General features: G+C 66.3%; 18 protein-coding genes and 1 pseudogene. 5 read left to right on the forward strand and 14 right to left on the reverse strand.

Going from position 1 to position 16,734, the window contains the following annotated elements; genetic code table 11:
- Window positions 1–47 precede the first annotated feature (47 nt).
- From BG57_RS07615 to BG57_RS07645, 7 genes are all read right to left on the reverse strand, one after another.
- Window positions 48–674 carry an alpha/beta hydrolase gene (locus BG57_RS07615; RefSeq protein ID WP_035961871.1) on the reverse strand — a complete coding sequence of 209 codons (627 nt, stop codon included), beginning with the start codon at window positions 672–674 and terminating at the stop codon, window positions 48–50.
- A gap of 15 nt (window positions 675–689) precedes the next feature.
- Complete coding sequence (locus tag BG57_RS07620; RefSeq protein ID WP_035961872.1) at window positions 690–1,019, reverse strand: (2Fe-2S) ferredoxin domain-containing protein; 330 nt, start codon at window positions 1,017–1,019, stop codon at window positions 690–692.
- 65 nt (window positions 1,020–1,084) lie between these two features.
- Window positions 1,085–2,266 (reverse strand): VanZ family protein, encoded by a 1,182-nt coding sequence (locus tag BG57_RS07625; RefSeq protein ID WP_035961950.1) that lies wholly within the window; start codon window positions 2,264–2,266, stop codon window positions 1,085–1,087.
- Between the two features lie 73 nt (window positions 2,267–2,339).
- Window positions 2,340–2,948: an ABC-type transport auxiliary lipoprotein family protein gene (locus BG57_RS07630; protein ID WP_035961873.1), complete on the reverse strand. Its 609-nt coding sequence runs from the start codon at window positions 2,946–2,948 to the stop codon at window positions 2,340–2,342.
- Window positions 2,949–2,959: 11 nt separating this feature from the next.
- The gene (locus BG57_RS07635; protein ID WP_035961874.1) at window positions 2,960–3,919 is read right to left on the reverse strand and encodes an MlaD family protein; all 960 of its coding nucleotides are present in this window, start codon (window positions 3,917–3,919) and stop codon (window positions 2,960–2,962) included.
- 35 nt (window positions 3,920–3,954) lie between these two features.
- Complete coding sequence (locus BG57_RS07640; protein WP_035961875.1) at window positions 3,955–4,830, reverse strand: ABC transporter ATP-binding protein; 876 nt, start codon at window positions 4,828–4,830, stop codon at window positions 3,955–3,957.
- A gap of 6 nt (window positions 4,831–4,836) precedes the next feature.
- Window positions 4,837–5,964 (reverse strand): MlaE family ABC transporter permease, encoded by a 1,128-nt coding sequence (locus BG57_RS07645; RefSeq protein WP_035961876.1) that lies wholly within the window; start codon window positions 5,962–5,964, stop codon window positions 4,837–4,839.
- 203 nt (window positions 5,965–6,167) lie between these two features.
- Between BG57_RS07645 and BG57_RS07650 the strand changes: the two genes are divergently transcribed.
- Genes BG57_RS07650 through BG57_RS07660 form a run of 3 tightly spaced genes read left to right on the forward strand, consistent with a single transcriptional unit; the run spans window position 6,168 to window position 8,154 of the window.
- Window positions 6,168–7,070: a biotin--[acetyl-CoA-carboxylase] ligase gene (locus BG57_RS07650; protein WP_035961877.1), complete on the forward strand. Its 903-nt coding sequence runs from the start codon at window positions 6,168–6,170 to the stop codon at window positions 7,068–7,070.
- The gene (locus BG57_RS07655) at window positions 7,067–7,888 is read left to right on the forward strand and encodes a type III pantothenate kinase (protein WP_035961878.1); all 822 of its coding nucleotides are present in this window, start codon (window positions 7,067–7,069) and stop codon (window positions 7,886–7,888) included. The genes BG57_RS07650 and BG57_RS07655 overlap by 4 nt, the downstream gene beginning before the upstream one ends.
- Before the next feature lie 26 nt (window positions 7,889–7,914).
- Window positions 7,915–8,154, forward strand: coding sequence for a hypothetical protein (locus BG57_RS07660; RefSeq protein WP_035961880.1), 240 nt, complete (start codon window positions 7,915–7,917; stop codon window positions 8,152–8,154).
- A gap of 20 nt (window positions 8,155–8,174) precedes the next feature.
- Here the strand turns inward: BG57_RS07660 and rfaE2 are convergent, their stop codons facing one another.
- From rfaE2 to BG57_RS07695, 7 genes are all read right to left on the reverse strand, one after another.
- Window positions 8,175–8,657, reverse strand: coding sequence for a D-glycero-beta-D-manno-heptose 1-phosphate adenylyltransferase (rfaE2, locus tag BG57_RS07665; RefSeq protein ID WP_035961881.1), 483 nt, complete (start codon window positions 8,655–8,657; stop codon window positions 8,175–8,177).
- A gap of 151 nt (window positions 8,658–8,808) precedes the next feature.
- Window positions 8,809–9,687 (reverse strand): ferritin family protein, encoded by an 879-nt coding sequence (locus BG57_RS07670; protein ID WP_035961882.1) that lies wholly within the window; start codon window positions 9,685–9,687, stop codon window positions 8,809–8,811.
- Between the two features lie 396 nt (window positions 9,688–10,083).
- Window positions 10,084–11,151, reverse strand: coding sequence for a MerR family transcriptional regulator (locus BG57_RS07675; RefSeq protein WP_229753827.1), 1,068 nt, complete (start codon window positions 11,149–11,151; stop codon window positions 10,084–10,086).
- A gap of 220 nt (window positions 11,152–11,371) precedes the next feature.
- On the reverse strand, window positions 11,372–12,115 hold the full coding sequence (locus tag BG57_RS07680) for a PhaM family polyhydroxyalkanoate granule multifunctional regulatory protein (RefSeq protein ID WP_035961883.1): 744 nt from the start codon (window positions 12,113–12,115) through the stop codon (window positions 11,372–11,374).
- A 46-nt stretch (window positions 12,116–12,161) separates the two neighbouring features.
- Window positions 12,162–12,989 (reverse strand): enoyl-CoA hydratase/isomerase family protein, encoded by an 828-nt coding sequence (locus BG57_RS07685; RefSeq protein WP_035961885.1) that lies wholly within the window; start codon window positions 12,987–12,989, stop codon window positions 12,162–12,164.
- 27 nt (window positions 12,990–13,016) lie between these two features.
- Window positions 13,017–14,174 carry an ABC transporter substrate-binding protein gene (locus tag BG57_RS07690; protein ID WP_035961953.1) on the reverse strand — a complete coding sequence of 386 codons (1,158 nt, stop codon included), beginning with the start codon at window positions 14,172–14,174 and terminating at the stop codon, window positions 13,017–13,019.
- Window positions 14,175–14,306: 132 nt separating this feature from the next.
- Entirely contained in the window at window positions 14,307–15,293 is a 987-nt protein-coding gene (locus tag BG57_RS07695; RefSeq protein WP_035961886.1) for a fumarylacetoacetate hydrolase family protein, read from the reverse strand.
- A gap of 89 nt (window positions 15,294–15,382) precedes the next feature.
- Here BG57_RS07695 and BG57_RS07700 point away from each other — a divergent pair, with 89 nt between their 5' ends.
- A complete protein-coding gene (locus tag BG57_RS07700; protein WP_035961887.1) occupies window positions 15,383–16,207 on the forward strand; it encodes an IclR family transcriptional regulator in 825 nt (274 codons plus the stop codon).
- Between the two features lie 79 nt (window positions 16,208–16,286).
- Window positions 16,287–16,734 (forward strand): annotated as a pseudogene (locus BG57_RS33670) (DUF3108 domain-containing protein); the annotation flags it as partial.

Genomic DNA, 16,734 nt, shown 5'->3' on the forward strand with positions numbered 1-16,734 from the left:
TTCAGGCGATGCCTATGCACGTTTCCAAGGTCGATTCACGCGAGGCGTTACCGCCATGCGTCGACGATCACGCGCTTCAGGATATGCAGCTTGCGGTGAAAGAAGTGTTCGCCGCCGGGAATCACGACGACCGGCAATTCCTGCGGACGCGCCCAGTCGTAGACGGATGCGATCGGCACGGTGTCGTCCACTTCGCCGTGGATCACGAGCGTGTTCTCGGGCGCCGGAGCCACCTCCCAGCGGCTCGCCGCCGTGCCGACGAACACCATGCGCTCGATCGCCTGCCCCTCGTCCATCATGCGTTTGGCGACGTGCGACAGCACGAAGGTGCCGAACGAAAAGCCCGCGAGCACGATAGGCACATCGCTTTGCCCGGGCTGCGCGCGCATGTGAGCGATGACCGCGAGCAGGTCTTCGCGCTCGCCGATGCCGTTGTCGTGCTCGCCTTCCGTCTGCCCGACGCCGCGGAAATTGGAGCGATAGGTCGTGTACCCGAGCTGAACGAAGGTCCGCGCGAGCGTCTGCGCCACCTTGTTGTCCATCGTGCCGCCGAAGAGCGGATGGGGATGCGCGACGAGCGCAATGCCTCGCGGCGCGGCGTCGGTCCGGTCGAGCGCGACCTCGATCTTGCCCACCGGCCCGTCGATCAGGAATTTTTCTGTTTGCGCGTTCATGCGGCGAGGCGTTCGTTAAACCGGTTGGTCGATGAGAAGACGCTCGACGATCTTCCCGTTGGCGAGATGCGAATCGACGATTTCGTCGATGTCCGTTTCATCGACATACGTGTACCACGTCCCCTCCGGATACACGACCACGACCGGTCCCAGCTCGCAGCGGTCGAGGCAGCCCGCCTTGTTGATCCGCACCTTGCCCTCGCCCGCGAGCCCGAGCTTCTTCACGCGCTTTTTCGCGTGCTCCTGCATCTCCTGCGCGTTGCAATTCGCGCAGCTCGGCCGCGTGGCGTCGGCGTCGCGCTGATTGAGGCAGAAGAACACGTGGTACTTGTAGAAAGAGTCCATGAGTATCGGGCGCGCCGGGCGAATGAGTGTCGGTCGATTATAGCGAGCGATGTTCCGGCCTGCCGTCAGCGCTCGTTGCCCGCGCCGCCCGCGTTGGCCACGCGCCGCCGCGTGAACCACGCCCGTTCCGCCGCCGACGCGAGCCAGCCGAGCGCCGCATACGGCCACACCCACGCGAGCCAGTGCAGCAGCCCGTTGAAGTGCAGATACCGCCCCTGCCGCCAGTCGGCGAGCACGATGTCGAAGTACGGATTCACCGGCAGCACATTGACGAGCGCGAGCCCGACGACGAGCGCCCCGCCTGCCAGCGCCGCCCGCAGCGCACGCGGCAGCGCGACCGACAGCACGCCCGCCGCCGCGCCGATGCCGATGCCTTCGAGCGCGCCATCGGTGGCCCAGTCGAATGTCAGGCCCGCGTGCGACTGCAGGAACGACGCGCCCGCTTTCGCGAACAGCGTCGCGACGATCAGGCCGAGCATCAGCCGGATGCGCGGCGCGCGTTCGCGCGTGAGCAGCGTCACGAGCACGAGCGCCGCGAAAAGATTCGACGACGTGATCAGCGCTTCCCATGAATCGTCGGGCAGCAGCGCGCCGAGCCGGTCCGGCCAGCTTTCGATGTCCCATGACGCGGGCGTCCAGACGAGGATCGCATCCTGCATCGCCGGATCGAGGTTCTCCCACAGGACGCGCGGCAGGTCGCCGCCGCCGAAGAGATACGGCGCGGGGAACATCGCCGCGAACGGCCACAACGCCGACAGCCCGATGACATACGCGCCATGCCGCTCGAACCACGTGAAGCGGATCCGCCTCAGCAAGCCCCGATCGAGCAGCGCGCTGGTCGCGGGCGCAACGAGCACGCCGCCCACGAGCGCGCCGAGCGCATTCGCGGCGAGATCGAGATTCGACGACACGCGCGTCGGCAGATAGGTCTGGATGGACTCCATCACGCCCGACAGCAAGCCGCCGCCGATAAACGCCGCGCACACCGCCGCCGCCCCACGCCAACGCGGATACAGCGCGAGCACGATCAGCGCGCCGAGCGGCATGTAACCCAACACGTTCGTGACGACGTCGAACGCGGTCACATATTGCGGAAGCGGATCGGTGAGAAACGCGAGCGGCCCGATGCCGAGCGATCGCCAGCCAGAAAACGGATAGAGCGAGCCGTACACGACGAGCGCCGCATACGCGATGAGCGCCTGCCGCGAAAACGCCGACGGGCGGCGCTGCCATTGCTTGATCGTCATGAGCCGCCCGAGCGCCTCCGTTCGAGCGACGTTGCGTGCGAGCGTGCGGGCGAAGTTGCGCGATGTGTCGATGTCATCGTGACGCGGCGAGCGGCTGCGCATCGAGCCACGCGCTCAGTTGTGCGATCAGATCGTCCGATGCCGCCGCGAGCGCGCGCGCCCCGCCGGGTGCGTCCGCAGTCGGCGCGGGCGCGCTCGCGGCGAACGCCCGCTGCGCGACCACTCGGCCCTGCTGCGTGAGCGTCGCGCGCACCGACACCGCGCCGTGGCTCCGCTCAGGCGCATCGAAGACCTGCTCGAAGCCGGTCAGTTCGACTTCCAGAAGCGCCGCGCGCACCGTATCGGCGCCCGTCAGCACCGGGCCGCGCGCCGCCAGCGCCGCGCGCACGCGCTGCGTCAGGAGTTGCGCGGGCGGCATCGTCCAGTGGCTGTTGGCATAACTGCCGGTGCGTTGCGCGTCGGCGTAGCTCATCCGGTAGATGAACGCGTCGGTTTCCAGGCTGCGCGGCGCGCCGACCGCAAGCACCTTGACGGGCGGCAACGCTTTCGTTTCCGTCGATGTTGGCGGTGCGCCGAGGTCGTAGCGCGCGTCGGGCGCGACCGTCGCGTTCGACGCGCAACCCGCCAGCATCGCCATGAACACGAGCGCGAGCGACGTTCGGTTCAACTGTGTATGTCCCATGAGATTCCCTTTCAACGCGCCGGACTCGCCGGCCAGACGAAGCCCGGCTCGCCCGGCCCCGGCGGCATCGACGGCGCACCGAACAGTACGCTGCGCGGGCTCGCGCTGAACGTATCGGCGGCGCGGTCGACGGAACGCGCGGCGCTACCCAGATCCTCGGTGAACGAATAGAGCCGCGGCAGCGCCTCGAAGCCCACGCGCGCCGTCATTTCGCGCAGCGATTCGTTCATGTCCGCGAGCGACGTGGCCGCCTGTTGCGCCGCGTTGCCCGCCTTGTTCAGATTCGTCACGAACGGACCGTTTTCGCGGCTCAGATTCTGGACGAACGCATTCGTCGATGCCAGCGTGCGGTCGAGCTGTTGCAGCGTCTGCGGCAGGCGCGCCGTGGCGGGCCCGGCCTGACTCGCCAGCGAGGCAATGCCATCCGCCGCGCCCTGCAGACTCTTCGCGGTGTCCATCAGCTGATTGCGCACGTCGTCGGAGAGGAATTTATCCGCATCGTCGGACAGGCGCTCGAAGCGGCGCAGAATCACTTCGCCGCGCTCCTGCAACTGCTCGAAGAGGCCGGGGCGCATCGGCACTTCGGCGACGTGCTGCGGCGACGAAGCGAGCGCTCTCGTGTCCTTGCCGGTGTCGTCGAGTTGCACGAACGCGATGCCCGTCACGCCCTGAAAGCCGAGCGTCGCGAAGGTGGAGTGCGTCATCGGCGCGTTCTGGTCGACGAGAATGCGGATGCGAATTTGCCCCGGATGCGACTTGTCGAAGCGGATCGACTCTACCTTGCCGACGCCGAGACCGCGATAACGCACGGAGGCATCGGTGAAAAGACCCGTCACGTTGGTCCGCGCGATCAGATCGTACGGCACGCGCACGGTGCGGTCGACGTTGAAGAAGAACGCCGCGAACGCGATCGCCAGCACGAGCACGATGGTGAACAGCCCGGTCCAGAACGCGTGTGATTTGTTTTCCATCGGCGGGTTCCTTCTTTCTGTGGGCGTGGCGTCGGCTATCTGACGATGGTCGAGGCGTCGTCGAGCGCGACGGCGGGCAGCTTCGCGCGGCGCTCGGGCGGCAGTGCGGCAAGCGCGCGGCGTCCGCGCCGCCCCAGAAAATACTCGCGGATGAACGGATGATCCACCGCCACCGCCTCTTCGACGGGCGCCGCGACGAGCACGCGCCGGTCGGCCAGCACGGCGACGCGCGTGGACAGCGCGACCATCGTATCGAGATCGTGCGTGACCATCACGACCGTGAGACCGAGCGCGCGATGCAGCGTCGCGATGAGATCGACGAATTCGTCCGATGCCTTCGGGTCGAGGCCGGCGGTCGGCTCGTCGAGGAACAGCAGTTCGGGTTCCAGCGCAATCGCCCGCGCGATGCCGACGCGCTTCACCATGCCGCCCGACAGCGCCGACGGCATCTTGCTCGCGTGCTTGCACGACAGCCCGACCATTTCGAGCTTGAGCATCACGAACTCGCGGATCAGATCTTCGGGAATCTTGCCGAGTTCGCGAAACGGCTGCGCGATGTTGTCGTACACCGTCAGCGACGAGAACAGCGCGCCTTGCTGAAACAGCATGCCGGAGCGCGTGCGCAGCATCTTGGCGGTTTCTTCGTCCATGCGCGCCCACTCTTCGCCGAGCACACGAATGGTGCCCGATGTCGGCGATTCGAGTCCCAGAATCTGCCGGACGAGCGTGGTCTTGCCGGAGCCCGAGCCGCCGAGCAGCGCCACGATCTCGCCGCGCCGCACGTCGAGGCTCAGGTGCTCGTGAATCACGGTCCTGCCGTAGCGTTTCGTGACATCGCGCACTTCGATGACCGGCTCCGCGATGACGGGCGGCGGCTGATGGCGCACAGCGGTAGCGAGCGTCGTCGACATGTGCGGTTATAGCCCCACGTTCTGAAAGAGGATCGCGAACACGGCGTCCGCGAGAATGACCACGGTGATCGACGTGACCACGGAAGTCGTCGTGCCTTCGCCGAGACTTTGCGAATTCGCCTTGATGCGAAAGCCGAAGTGACACGCGGCGAGCGCGATCAGCATGCCGAACACGACGCCCTTGCCGAGCCCGATCCACAGATTCGCGATCGGCACGACGGACGGCAGCGAGCGGACGAAAAACGAAATGTCGATGGACAGCACGAGCTTGGCCGCGAGCGCGCCGCCCACGAGCGCGATGATGTTCGTCCACATGACGAGCAGCGGCATGGCGATGCCGAGCGCGAGCACGCGCGGCAGGACGAGCCGCAGACCGTGCGGGATGCCCATGACCTGCATCGCGTCGAGTTCCTCGGTGACGCGCATTACGCCGATCTGCGCGGTGATCGCCGAGCCGGAACGCCCGGCGACGAGAATCGCGGAGAGGACCGGCCCGAGTTCGCGTATCACCGACAGGCCAAGGATGTTCACGATGTACTGATTCGCGCCGAACATGCGCAACTGCTGCGCCGACAGATAACTGAGCACGATGCCGATCAGGAACGCGACGAGCGCCGTGATGGCGAGCGCCTGCGCGCCGGCGCTATAGATGTTCGCGGAGATTTCCGTCCACGGCGTGCGATTCGGACGCCGCACGATGGCGACGAGATCGATGAGAAACGTGCCGAACATCGCCAGGCCGCCGTACACGTGATCGAGGAAGCCGAAGATCAGTTGTCCGAGCCGTGTCACGGGGCCGGTGCGGTCGACGGGTTCGGGTTCTTCGCGTTCGGCGTCGAGCAGTGCGACGCGCTCGAAGATTTCGCGCTGGGTGTCCGACAGCGCGATGGTGGCGGGCATCTTGCGGCCCCAGATGCGCCACAACGCCTGACCGCCGACGTGATCGAGGCGCTCGACGGAGAGCAGGTCCCACTGGCCGATGGCTTCCCGCCCGATGGCGCGCAGCCGCCGCGTGACGCCGCTTTTGGCTCGATCACGCGCAAGCGCAAGCGCGGTCCATTGGCCCGAGAGCCGGACCACCTTGCCTTGCTGACCGGCTTCCACTCGAAGGCGGGGCGGCGTGTCGAAGTTCAAGGGTGTTGGGGCGGGATGGGAGGGAGAGGACATTGTAACGAAGGTTGTCCTGGGGCGGTCCGCCGCGGCACGCCTCGGCGCATCGCTGACGAGCGAAGGCGTTCGCCGTCGATCGCCACGCTGCGCAAAAGACGCTTCGCCTTGCGTTCGCGCGACCCCGGCGAGGAAGGGCATCGGCATACCGCCCCGCTACAATACCCTGCATGAACCCCTCCGCTTCCTTCGCCCCCGACGCCCCGTGGCGCATCGATCGCAGCCGGCTCGCGACGCTCGCCCCGCGTCCCGCGCATGACTGGGACATCGAAATCGTCGATGAAACCGGCTCCACGAACGCCGATCTCATCGAACGCCTGCGCGCCCAGCCCCGCGACAACGCGCCGGCCGATCCGCACGCGCCCGTCGTCCGCGTCGCGTATTCGCAGACGTCCGGCCGTGGCCGGCGGGGCCGCGCCTGGCTCGCGGAACCGGGCAACGCGCTGCTGATGTCGGTCGGCTATGTGCTGCGGCGGCCCATCGAAGGGCTATCGGGGCTGAGTCTGGCCATCGGCGTCGCGGTGCTCGATGCGCTCGCGCGCCTGCCGCTCTCGCCGTCCGCGCGGCCCGCCCTCAAGTGGCCGAACGACGTGCTGCTCGACGATGGCAAGCTCGCCGGCATCCTCATCGAAACCGCATGGACGGGGCCGGGCGCGACGGCCGTCGTGATCGGCATCGGCATCAATCTGCATGGCGCAGAGCACCTCGCCGCTCAGGTCGATGACGCGAATCGCCAGGCCGCGTCCGCCGTTCCCGGCACGGCGCCCGCCTCGCTCGCCCGCGCGTGGCCGGGCGCGAATCTTACCGACACGCTCGCCGCGCTGCTCAACGCGATCGATGCCGCCCTGCCGCGCTTCGAAACCGAAGGCTTCAAGCCGTTCCGCCAGCGCTGGACGGACGCGCACGCCTACGCCGGCCGCGAAGTCGTGCTGCTCGATCAAGGACAGGAAATCACGCGCGGCGTGGCATCGGGCGTGGACGACAGCGGCCACTTGCTGATCGACGCACCCGAAGGACCGCGCGCCGTCGCCACCGGCGAACTGAGCTTGCGCCTCGCGAAGGAACGTCCGTGAGCGACGCGCGGGTACTGCTGATCGACGCGGGCAACAGCCGCATCAAGTGGTCGCTCGCCGATGAAACCGGCGTGGCCATCGCGAGCGGCGCGTTGGAGCACGAGCGGGAAGCATCGGCATACGACGACCCGGCGCTTGCCGCGTGGGCATCGCTGCCCGCTCCTGCCAACGCGTGGATTTCGAACGTGGCGGGCGCATCGGTGCAGGACCGGATCGAACGTCTCATCGACGCGCGCTGGCCCGCGCTGCCGCGCACCGTCGTCCGGGCGAAGCCGCGTCAATGCGGCGTGACCAACGGCTATGCGGAGCCGGAAAAGCTCGGCAGCGATCGCTGGGCCGGCCTGATCGGCGCCCGTGCGGCCTATCCGGGCGAGAACGTACTGATTGCCACGTTCGGCACCGCGACGACGCTCGAAGCCTTGCGCGCCGACGGCGTCTTCACGGGCGGACTGATCGCGCCGGGCTGGTCGCTGATGATGCAATCGCTCGGCAGCCGCACCGCGCAATTGCCGACGCTCGACGCGGCCGGCGCAAAACGCGCGCTGAACGCCGCCGTCGAAAAGCCGCACGCCCTCTTCGCGATCGATACCGCCGCCGCGTTATCGTCCGGTTGCCTGCTGGCGCAAGCGAGTTTGATCGAGCGAGCGTGGCGCGATCTGCGCAACGACTGGCAGGCGGACGTCCGTCTCGTGCTGAGCGGCGGCGCCGCCGATGAAATCGCGGGCGCGCTCGACGCGCCCTACACTCGCCATGATTCCCTGGTGCTGTCGGGACTCGCGCTCATCGCGCGGGAAGCGGCGGCGCTTCACTCATCCTGATTCTGATCGACTGACGGAGCCCAAGAATGCTGCGCTGGCTCATCGCCATCCTGACCCTGGCCAACCTTGTAATGTTTGCGCTCGTACACGGCACCTTCGGCCCGCTGCCCGCGGCCGGCGCGCGCGAGCCGCAACACCTGATGCAGCAGGTCCGGCCTGAAACGCTGACCATGCGCCCGCTCCATCCCGAAGAAGCCGCCGATCAGCCGCAAGTCGGCGGTCCCGCGCCCTCCGCCAAAGTGCAAACTGCGCCGCTCAGCCAGTAGACCGGCAGGGCGGCAACGCGTCAGGACTGCGCGCGCACCTTCTTGAGCAGCGCGGTCGTCGAGCGGTCATGCTCGAACGCGATTGCCAGCGCCTTGCCGCCCCACCCGCGCACCAGCGCCGATTCCGCGAGCTTGTCCATGTCGTAATCGCCGCCTTTCACGAGCACATCGGGATGCACGGCGTCGATCAATTGCAGCGGCGTCGGCTCTTCGAATTTCACCACCCAGTCCACGCTTTCGAGCGCCGCCAGCAGCGCCATGCGATCGTCTTCGCGATTGATCGGGCGATCGTCGCCCTTGCCGAGCATGCGCACGGAGGCATCGCTGTTGACGCCGACGATCAGCGTCGCGCCGAGCGCCTTTGCATCGGCGAGATAGGTCACGTGTCCGCGATGCAGGATATCGAACACGCCATTGGTGAATACGACCGGCCCGGCGAGCGTCGGACGGAGCGCGGCGAGCGCGTCGCGCGTGGTGATCTTGCGTTCGAAAATGGCGGGCATGGCGATGCTCGGTGCAGTGGTTCAAGAGCGCGCATTGTGCCACGGTGGCTCGAGGCTTCCGGGCGCTGCGTCGAACCTTCGGGATGCAAAAAAAAAAGCGGCCCGTCAGTTGGAGCCTGACGGGCCGCTTGCTCAGAACTTGTTCCGGCGATCAGGCCGGCTGCTGCCCGGCCGCGCCGCCTGACGCCGCTTGCAGACGCTGCACCACTTCCTTGCGATAGCGGTTCAACTCCTGCGCGGTGACGAACGAGCGCTCGAAGAGGATCGACAGGTTGTGCAGAATGCGTTCAACGACCTTCTTCTCCCAGCTATCGTCGAAGCGGATCTGGTCGTCGAGCCAGCGCTCGAGCCATTCCGGGTCGGGCAGGCGCGATTGCACGGTATCGCGCGGGAAAAGCGCCTGATTCACGTGCAGGTTCGTCGGATGCAGCGGCTTTTCCGTGCGGCGCGCGGACGCCATCAGCACGCCGATCTTCGCGAACGCGGCGCGCGCCGAATCGCCCGCGTTAGCGAGCGCCTTCTTCATATAGCGCAGATACGCGCCGCCATGACGGGCTTCGTCGCGCGAGATCGTTTCGTAAATGTGCTTGATGACCGGCTCGGTATGCCATTCCGCTGCCCGGCGATACCAGTGGTTCAGGCGAATCTCGCCGCAGAAATGCAGCATCAGGGTTTCGAGCGGCGGCGCCGGATCGAATTCGAAACGCACGGCGTGCAGTTCTTCTTCCGTCGGCACCATTTCGGGCTTGAAGCGGCGCAGGTATTCCATCAACACCAGCGAATGCTTCTGCTCTTCGAAAAACCACACGCTCATGAAAGCGGAGAAGTCGCTGTCGTGATGGTTGTCACGCAAGAACATTTCCGTTGCAGGAAGCGCGGACCATTCGGTGATCGCGTTCATCTTGATGGTCTTGGCCTGCTCGTCGGAGAGCAGCGACGCATCGAATTTGTCCCATGGAATGTCCTTCTCCATATCCCAACGGACGGATTCGAGCGACTTATAAAGTTCCGGATAAAGCATGGTGTTCATAGTCACCCCTGATGCCACTTATGCGACGTTATATCTATATGACTCTCGGCCCGGGCGCGCACCTAAACATTGCGCGCGAGCAACGAAGCTTTCAATTTTACGCGGGATTCGAGCGCTCACAGACGAAAACCGACAACAAAGCGCCATATTTAACGCGGCGGCAACGCAATAAGCCGCGCATAGGCTTCACGCGTCATGTGCTGATGCGCGCTGTATGCGTCTTTGTCTACCGTGGGTGATGAGCGAAACCTGTGCCTGAGGTAGGACCGGCTTTCGTAGCGCCGCCGCGCCGCGCAGTTTCCAGCGTGGCCTACGCTTGTGACAGCGGCATGTTGCGCCGGTTCGCGCCGGCCGTGGCTAACGCGCCGCCGATGCCGTTCTATTTGCAAGCCCGTGTCAGTTCGCCGTCTGCGGCTGCTCCGGCAAGCCGGTCGGTGATAGCACGGCCGTCGAGCGCCAGGCCGCCACGGATTCGGCGATTGCGGTCAGGCCGGGCAACTGATCGATGCCCTCGTGAATCTTGCGGCGCAGCGCCGGACTGCTGCCTCCGACCCAGATCCGCACGTGCGACGGCAGCATGCTGCGCAGCTCCGTCAGCACATTGCCGATGACCTGCGCCGGCAGCACCGATGTGAACGACAGCGCGACGATATCGATATCGTGCGCAGTCACCGCGCTGGCGATATCGTGCAGCGGCGTCTGTAGCCCGAGCTGGATGCACGTGCATTCCGACAGCGTCAGCATCGCCTCGGCCATCAGGATGCCGAGACCGTGCCCTTCTCCGGAGAGCGTCGTCAGCAGCACGCGCGGACGGCCTCCGCGTGAGCGCATCGCGTCGGAAAGCGGGCGCATGAGGCTGCGCAGCGTAACCTGCAGCGCCTCGCTGAAAAGATGCTCGTGATAGACCTGCAACGTCCCCGCGGCCCACGCATTGCCGACGCGCGCCGAAAGTGGCGCGGCCACGTCGAGAACGAAGCGCTCGAGGCCGTCGCGCGTCGCGCGCTTGAGCAATCCGAAGCGAAAGTCCTCGTAAGCACCGTTGCGCAGCAACGCGACCATCTGATCCAACTCCACATCCGGCGCGTCCTGGCCGATCCCGGATGCTTGCGCGAGTTGTTGCAATTGCTCGACCGGCTGCGCGAGCACCTTGCTCGGCCGATGCCCCGCGTCAAGCAGGCGCTTCACGAGCCGCAGCTTCGACACCTGTTCCTGCGGGTACAGACGTTCGCCGCCCGGCGAGCGCAGCGGTTGCGGGAATCCGTAACGGCGTTCCCACACGCGCAGCGTGTCCTTGGTCAGCCCGATTTCCTGCGCGATGGCGCCAATGCCGATGCCCGTCAGCCCGCTTTCGAAACCGTGCAATTGCAGCGATCCCGATAGAGCGTCGTTCTGGGCGGTGTCGCCGGCATCCTCGCCGGAAACGGGGTCTTCGTTCGATGGGTTTGTCATGGACAGAGTGAACATGGATCACACATATCCGCTATGCACGCAGCGTGCCTGATATGCGGGGTGGACAAAGCGCGAGTAAGCGGCCGCTTAATGATGGACAGAAAGCGACGCTCGCACTGCGCTCGATTCCGGCCCTGCCTGACCGCACGCAAAGAAAACGCCCGGCGACCTTGCAGCCGCCGGGCGTCACGCCGATTCGTTTCCCAGCCGGCCCGGTCAGGCGGACAGCCGCATCTCACTCGCCTTTCTTTCGCGGCGGCGCTTTTTTTGCAGCCGCCTTTTTGGCCGCGGCGGCATCGGACTTGGGTTCGCCGGTATCGGCCGCATCGCCGGATGCCGGACCCTGCGCCGTCGTTTCCGCCGACGCGTCTTGCTGGCCCGCCGCGCCTGTCATGCCGGGCTGAAGCATCGCGAGATGGGCGAGCTGGTTGAACTGCGATTGCAGCACGTTCCACCAGCCGGTCGGATCGAAGCCCGGCGGCACGCTGCCAGCCGGCTGCGCCGCGTCGTCGGTGGCGGACGGCTGCGGACTGCTTTCCTGCTTCGGCTCCTCGGGTTTCGCCGCGCCGCCCATCGCCCAGCGGCCCGCCGCTTTCTGCGTGTCCGCCGCCGCGTTCTTCGCGCTTTCCATCGACGTCTGCGCGAACGCGCCGAACGAGCGCAACGTGGCGAGCGTGGCGCGCTGCACTTCGAGCGCCTGAATCGCAGATTGCAGCATGTTCAAATTGAGCTTGAGCCATTGCTCGACCGCGCGCATGTCGGTCACGCGCTTGTCGAGTTCCTCGATGTTGGTGAGCGGCGCGAGCATGTCGGACATCATCGACAGCGACGGTCCTACGCCCTGGCCGCCGCCCGGCATCGCGGCGGCGAACGGGTTGAGCCGCATCATTTCCCACATCTTGCCCATCATGTCGGCCTGGCCGAATCCGGGGAAACCGGGAATCGAAAACGGCGGGGTGCCGCCAGTGTTATCGGTCATTCGACTCTCTCCATGATTGGTTGATTTACGCGATTGCGCGAGGTCATTAAAACGGCGCGCCGCCGGGAAAATCCGGCGCGCGGCGCTCGCGCAGCGAACGCATGCCTTCGTGCACGTCGGGCCCGGCGAAACCCATGAATTCGAGCGCGAGCGATGTATCGAAGGTCGGCCCCGCCATGCGCAGCCAGTTGTTCAATGCGTACTTGGTCCAGCGTATCGCGGTCTGCGATCCTTGCGCGAGCCGGTTCGCGACTTCGATTGCCTTCGGCATCAGCTCGCTTTCTTCCACCGCGAGCGATACCAGCCCGATGCGCTCCGCCTCCTCGCCGCTCACCGGCTCGCATAGAAGCAGATAGTACTTGGCCTTCGCCATCCCGCACAGCAGCGGCCACACGATCGCCGCATGATCGCCGGCGGCGACGCCGAGCCGCGTGTGTCCGTCGATGATGCGCGCCGACTTCGATGCAATCGAGATATCCGCGAGCAGCCCCGCGACGAGCCCCGCGCCGACCGCCGGGCCGTGCATCGCGGAGACGATCGGCTTGTTGCAGTTGATGACGTTGTAGACGAGATCGCGCGCCTCGCGCCAGACCCGCGCGCGCACCTCGAAGTCGTTCGCCATCTCCTCGACGAGCGCGAGATCGCCGCCCGCCGAGAAGCCCTTGCCCTCGCCGCGAATCAGCGCGACGCGCGTCTCGGGATCGCGATCGATGTCGCGCCAGATATCCGCGAGTTCGCGGTGCATGTTGGCGTCGGCGGTGGAGAGGCCGCTCTTGTTCGCGCCCGCGCCGGGCATCACCACTTCGAGCACGCCGTGCGCGTGGCGGCGCAATTGCAGCGACGTATAGGCGGAGTACAGGGAAAGATCGCTCATGTCGATGGGCTTCAAGTGCAGGTGGCGTTAGCGCGGCTGATACACCCACTTGCTGTCGCGTATCTCGACCATCACGCGGGCGCGCTGATCGAGGCCGATGTGATCGTTGGGCGTCATGTTGACGACGCCATTGGTATCCGCGAAGTTCTTCGTGCCTTCGAGCGCATCGCGCAGTGCGTTGCGGAACGCCGGCGTGCCGGGTGCGCCCGCTTTCAACGCGATGGGCGCGGCGCGTTCGAGCAGCATCCCCGCATCCCACGTGTAGGAGCCGAACGCCGACACCGTTCCCGCGCCCTGCTTCGCTTCGTACAGTTTGATATAGCTCAGCGCGAGCCGTTTCGCCGGATGATCGTCGGGCAACTGCGCGGCGACGAGCACCGGGCTCGTCGGCAGGAAAGTGCCGTTGCAATCCGCGCCGCACACGCGCAGGAAGTCGCGGTTGCCTACGCCGTGATTGTGATAGACGAGGCCCTTGTAGCCGCGTTGCGCGAGCGTCTTCGGCGGCAGCGCGGCAGGCGTGCCGGCCGCGCCGACCACCACGGCATCCGGCTTCGCGGCAAGAATCTTGAGGATTTGCCCGGTCACGCTCGGGTCGGTGCGGTTGAAGCGCTCGTTCGCCACCACGTTGATCTTGTGAAGCTGTGCGAACTTCGCGACTTCCGCGTAGAAGGTTTCGCCGAGCGCGTCGGCCTGGCCGATGTACGCCAGCGTCTTCACGCCGTGATTGCTCGCGTGCTCGGCGATCGCGGACGCCATCATCGCGTCGGTCTGCGGCGTCTTGAAGACCCAGCGGCGCTTGTCGTCCACCGGTTCGATGATCTTCGATGACGACGCCAGCGAGATCATCGGCGTCTGTCCTTGCGCGACGACATCGATCATCGCGAGCGAGTTCGGCGTGATCGACGAGCCGATGATCGCATCGACCTGATCTTCGGTGATGAGCTTCTTCGTGGTCTGGACGGCTTGCGTGGTGTCGGAGGCGTCGTCGAGCACGATATAGTCGACGGGCCTGCCGCCCATTTCCTTCGGCAGGAGCGCCACCGTATCGCGGGCGGGAATACCGAGCGACGCGGCCGGCCCCGTCAGCGACAGCACGAGGCCGATCTTCACATGCGGCGTCTGCGCGAACGATGCTGTCGCCAGAACCAACGATACTGCCGCCGCCATCCACTTTCCACCGCGCATCGACATCTCCTTTGTACGTGTTGTTGTCGTCGTGCGGCCCGGGCGCCGCAACGCCCGGCAAGTGTACGGTGACGCGCGCCGTCGACGCATCGGGCGAAACCCGTTGCGCCCTCGTGCCCGCTCGGGGCGCGCTCAGTGCTCCAGTTGCACGACGGCCTGATCGATCGCGCCGAAGACCGACTTGCCGGCCTCGTCGAAGATTTCGATACGCACGCTGTCGCCGAACTGCATGAAGCCGGTCTGCGCCGCGCCGTGCTCGATGGTTTCGAGACACCGCTTCTCGGCGATGCAGCAGTAGCCGCGCGTCGCGTCCTTGTTGGAGATGGTGCCCGAGCCGACGATCGACCCCGCGCGCAGATTGCGCGTCTTGGCTGCATGCGCGATCAGCTGGCCGAAGTGGAACACCATGTCGACGCCGCATTCCGGCTGGCCGACCTTCTTGCCGTTCCAGTGCACGATCATCGGGCGATGCACGCGGCCTTCGCGCCATGCGTCGCCGAGTTCGTCGGGCGTCACGGCCACCGGCGAAAACGCGGTCGCGGGCTTGCTCTGGAAGAAGCCGAAGCCCTTCGCCAGTTCGGCAGGGATGAGATTGCGCAGCGATACATCGTTGACGAGCATCAGCAGACGCACGCTTCGCAACGCTTCGTCGGGCGTGGGGGCCATTCTGACATCCGAGGTGATCACGGCCACTTCCGCCTCGAAGTCGATCCCATATGACTCGGACGCGCACACGATATCGTCGGTCGGCCCGAGAAAATCGTCGCTGCCGCCCTGGTACATCAACGGATCGGTCCAGAACTCGGGCGGCATCTCCGCGCCGCGCGCGCGCCGCACCAGCTCGACATGGTTCACGTACGACGAGCCATCGGCCCATTGAAAGGCGCGCGGCAACGGCGCCATGCACGACTTCGGATCGAACGAAAAGGAATGACGGGCGCGGCCCTGGTTCAGCGTGTCGTATAGCTCGATCAGTTGCGGCGCGTAAAAGGTCCAGTCGTCCAGCGCGCGTTGCAGCGTCGTGACGATCCCGTCGGGGATGACTGCCGTGCGCAAATCGCGCGAAACGACGACGAGCTGGCCGTCGCGCGTGCCGTCCTTCAGCGTGGCGAGTTTCATAGAGCGGAGTCGGTGCGTGTGATGACGTTAAGGGAAATCTATTTTACGATGGTGAATCGCCAGCAATCCGGCCGATTTCGACGCTTTCCATGCCTTCGACCCTTTCCGCCACCACCGACGACGACGACATCGACGCTTCCGAAGAGAAAGCGCGGTCGGGCATTCAGTCGATCGAAGTCGGCTTCCGCCTGCTCGACGTGCTGACCCGCGAGCCACGCGCGATGATGTTGCGCGACCTCGCGCAGCGCGCGGGCATGAGCCCGGCAAAGGCGCATCGCTATCTCGTGAGCTTCGTGCGGCTCGGCGTCGTATCGCAGGACCCGGTGTCGGGACGTTACGAACTCGGCGGCTTCGCGCTGCAGATGGGACTGGCGCGCCTTGCTCGCGTGGATGGCGTGAGGCTAGCTCGCATCGCACTCGCCGAGCTTCGCGACCGGCTGGATCAGACCGTGGGCATCGCGGTGTGGGGCAATCAGGGGCCGACCGTCGTGCACTGGATGGAATCGAGCTATCCGGCGAAGGCATCGCTGAAACTGGGCGATGTCATGCCGCTGCTGTCATCCGCGACCGGCCTGCTGTTCGCCGCCTATCTGCCGCGCAGCAAGACGCAGGCGATGCTCGACCGCGAACTCGCTGCCAGCAAGCAGACGATCGCCGATATCGAGCCGCTGCTCGCCAATGTCCGCGAGCACGGCGCGGCGCGTGTCGAAGGCATGCTGCTGCCGACCATCCACGCGTTTTGCACGCCGGTCTTCGATTCGACCGGCGATCTCGCGCTCGGGCTGATTGCGCTCGGTCACGAAGGCGCGTTCGATACGCGCTGGGGCGGCGAAATCGATGCCGCGCTGCGCGAATGCGCGCGCGGCCTGTCGTATGAACTGGGGTATCGCGCCAGCGACGCCCCGGCGCACTGAGGAACATCGAATCAGCGGCGCTTGTCATAACCCATTCTCCCGTTCTGCCACGCGCGCTCGCCTCTCTCTCCCCGTTTCGATGCCCTTGCCTGACTTTCGCCGTCCTCGTCCCGCGCCGGGCGGGCAGTCTTCTGCCGCCTCTCCGACCGCCGCGCCCCGCCGCTGGCCGCGATGGGTGCTGGCCGCGCTCGTCGTCGCCGGCTTGCATGCCGGCGGGTTACGCTGGCTGGAGCGCGCGAAGCAACCGCTCAATCCGCCGCCCACGGAGAGGCCGCCCATGCAAGTGGAATTGCTGACGCCGAAGCCCGTCGCGCCGCCTGCGCCAGCCACGCCAGCCACGCCCGCAAAGCCGGTTGCCGCGCCGCCGAAGCCCGCACATCCTGCACCGCGACCGCATCCGGCGCCTGCGCCCGCTGTGAGCGCTGCGACGCCCGAGCCTAGCGCGCTGGCCGCTGCATCGCCGGAAGTCACGGCTTCGAGCGCCGAGGCGGCAAGCGCGTCGGCGTCGGCGTCGGCGTCGGCGTCGG

Source organism: Caballeronia grimmiae (assembly GCF_000698555.1).
In the GTDB taxonomy this organism is placed as follows: domain Bacteria; phylum Pseudomonadota; class Gammaproteobacteria; order Burkholderiales; family Burkholderiaceae; genus Caballeronia; species Caballeronia grimmiae.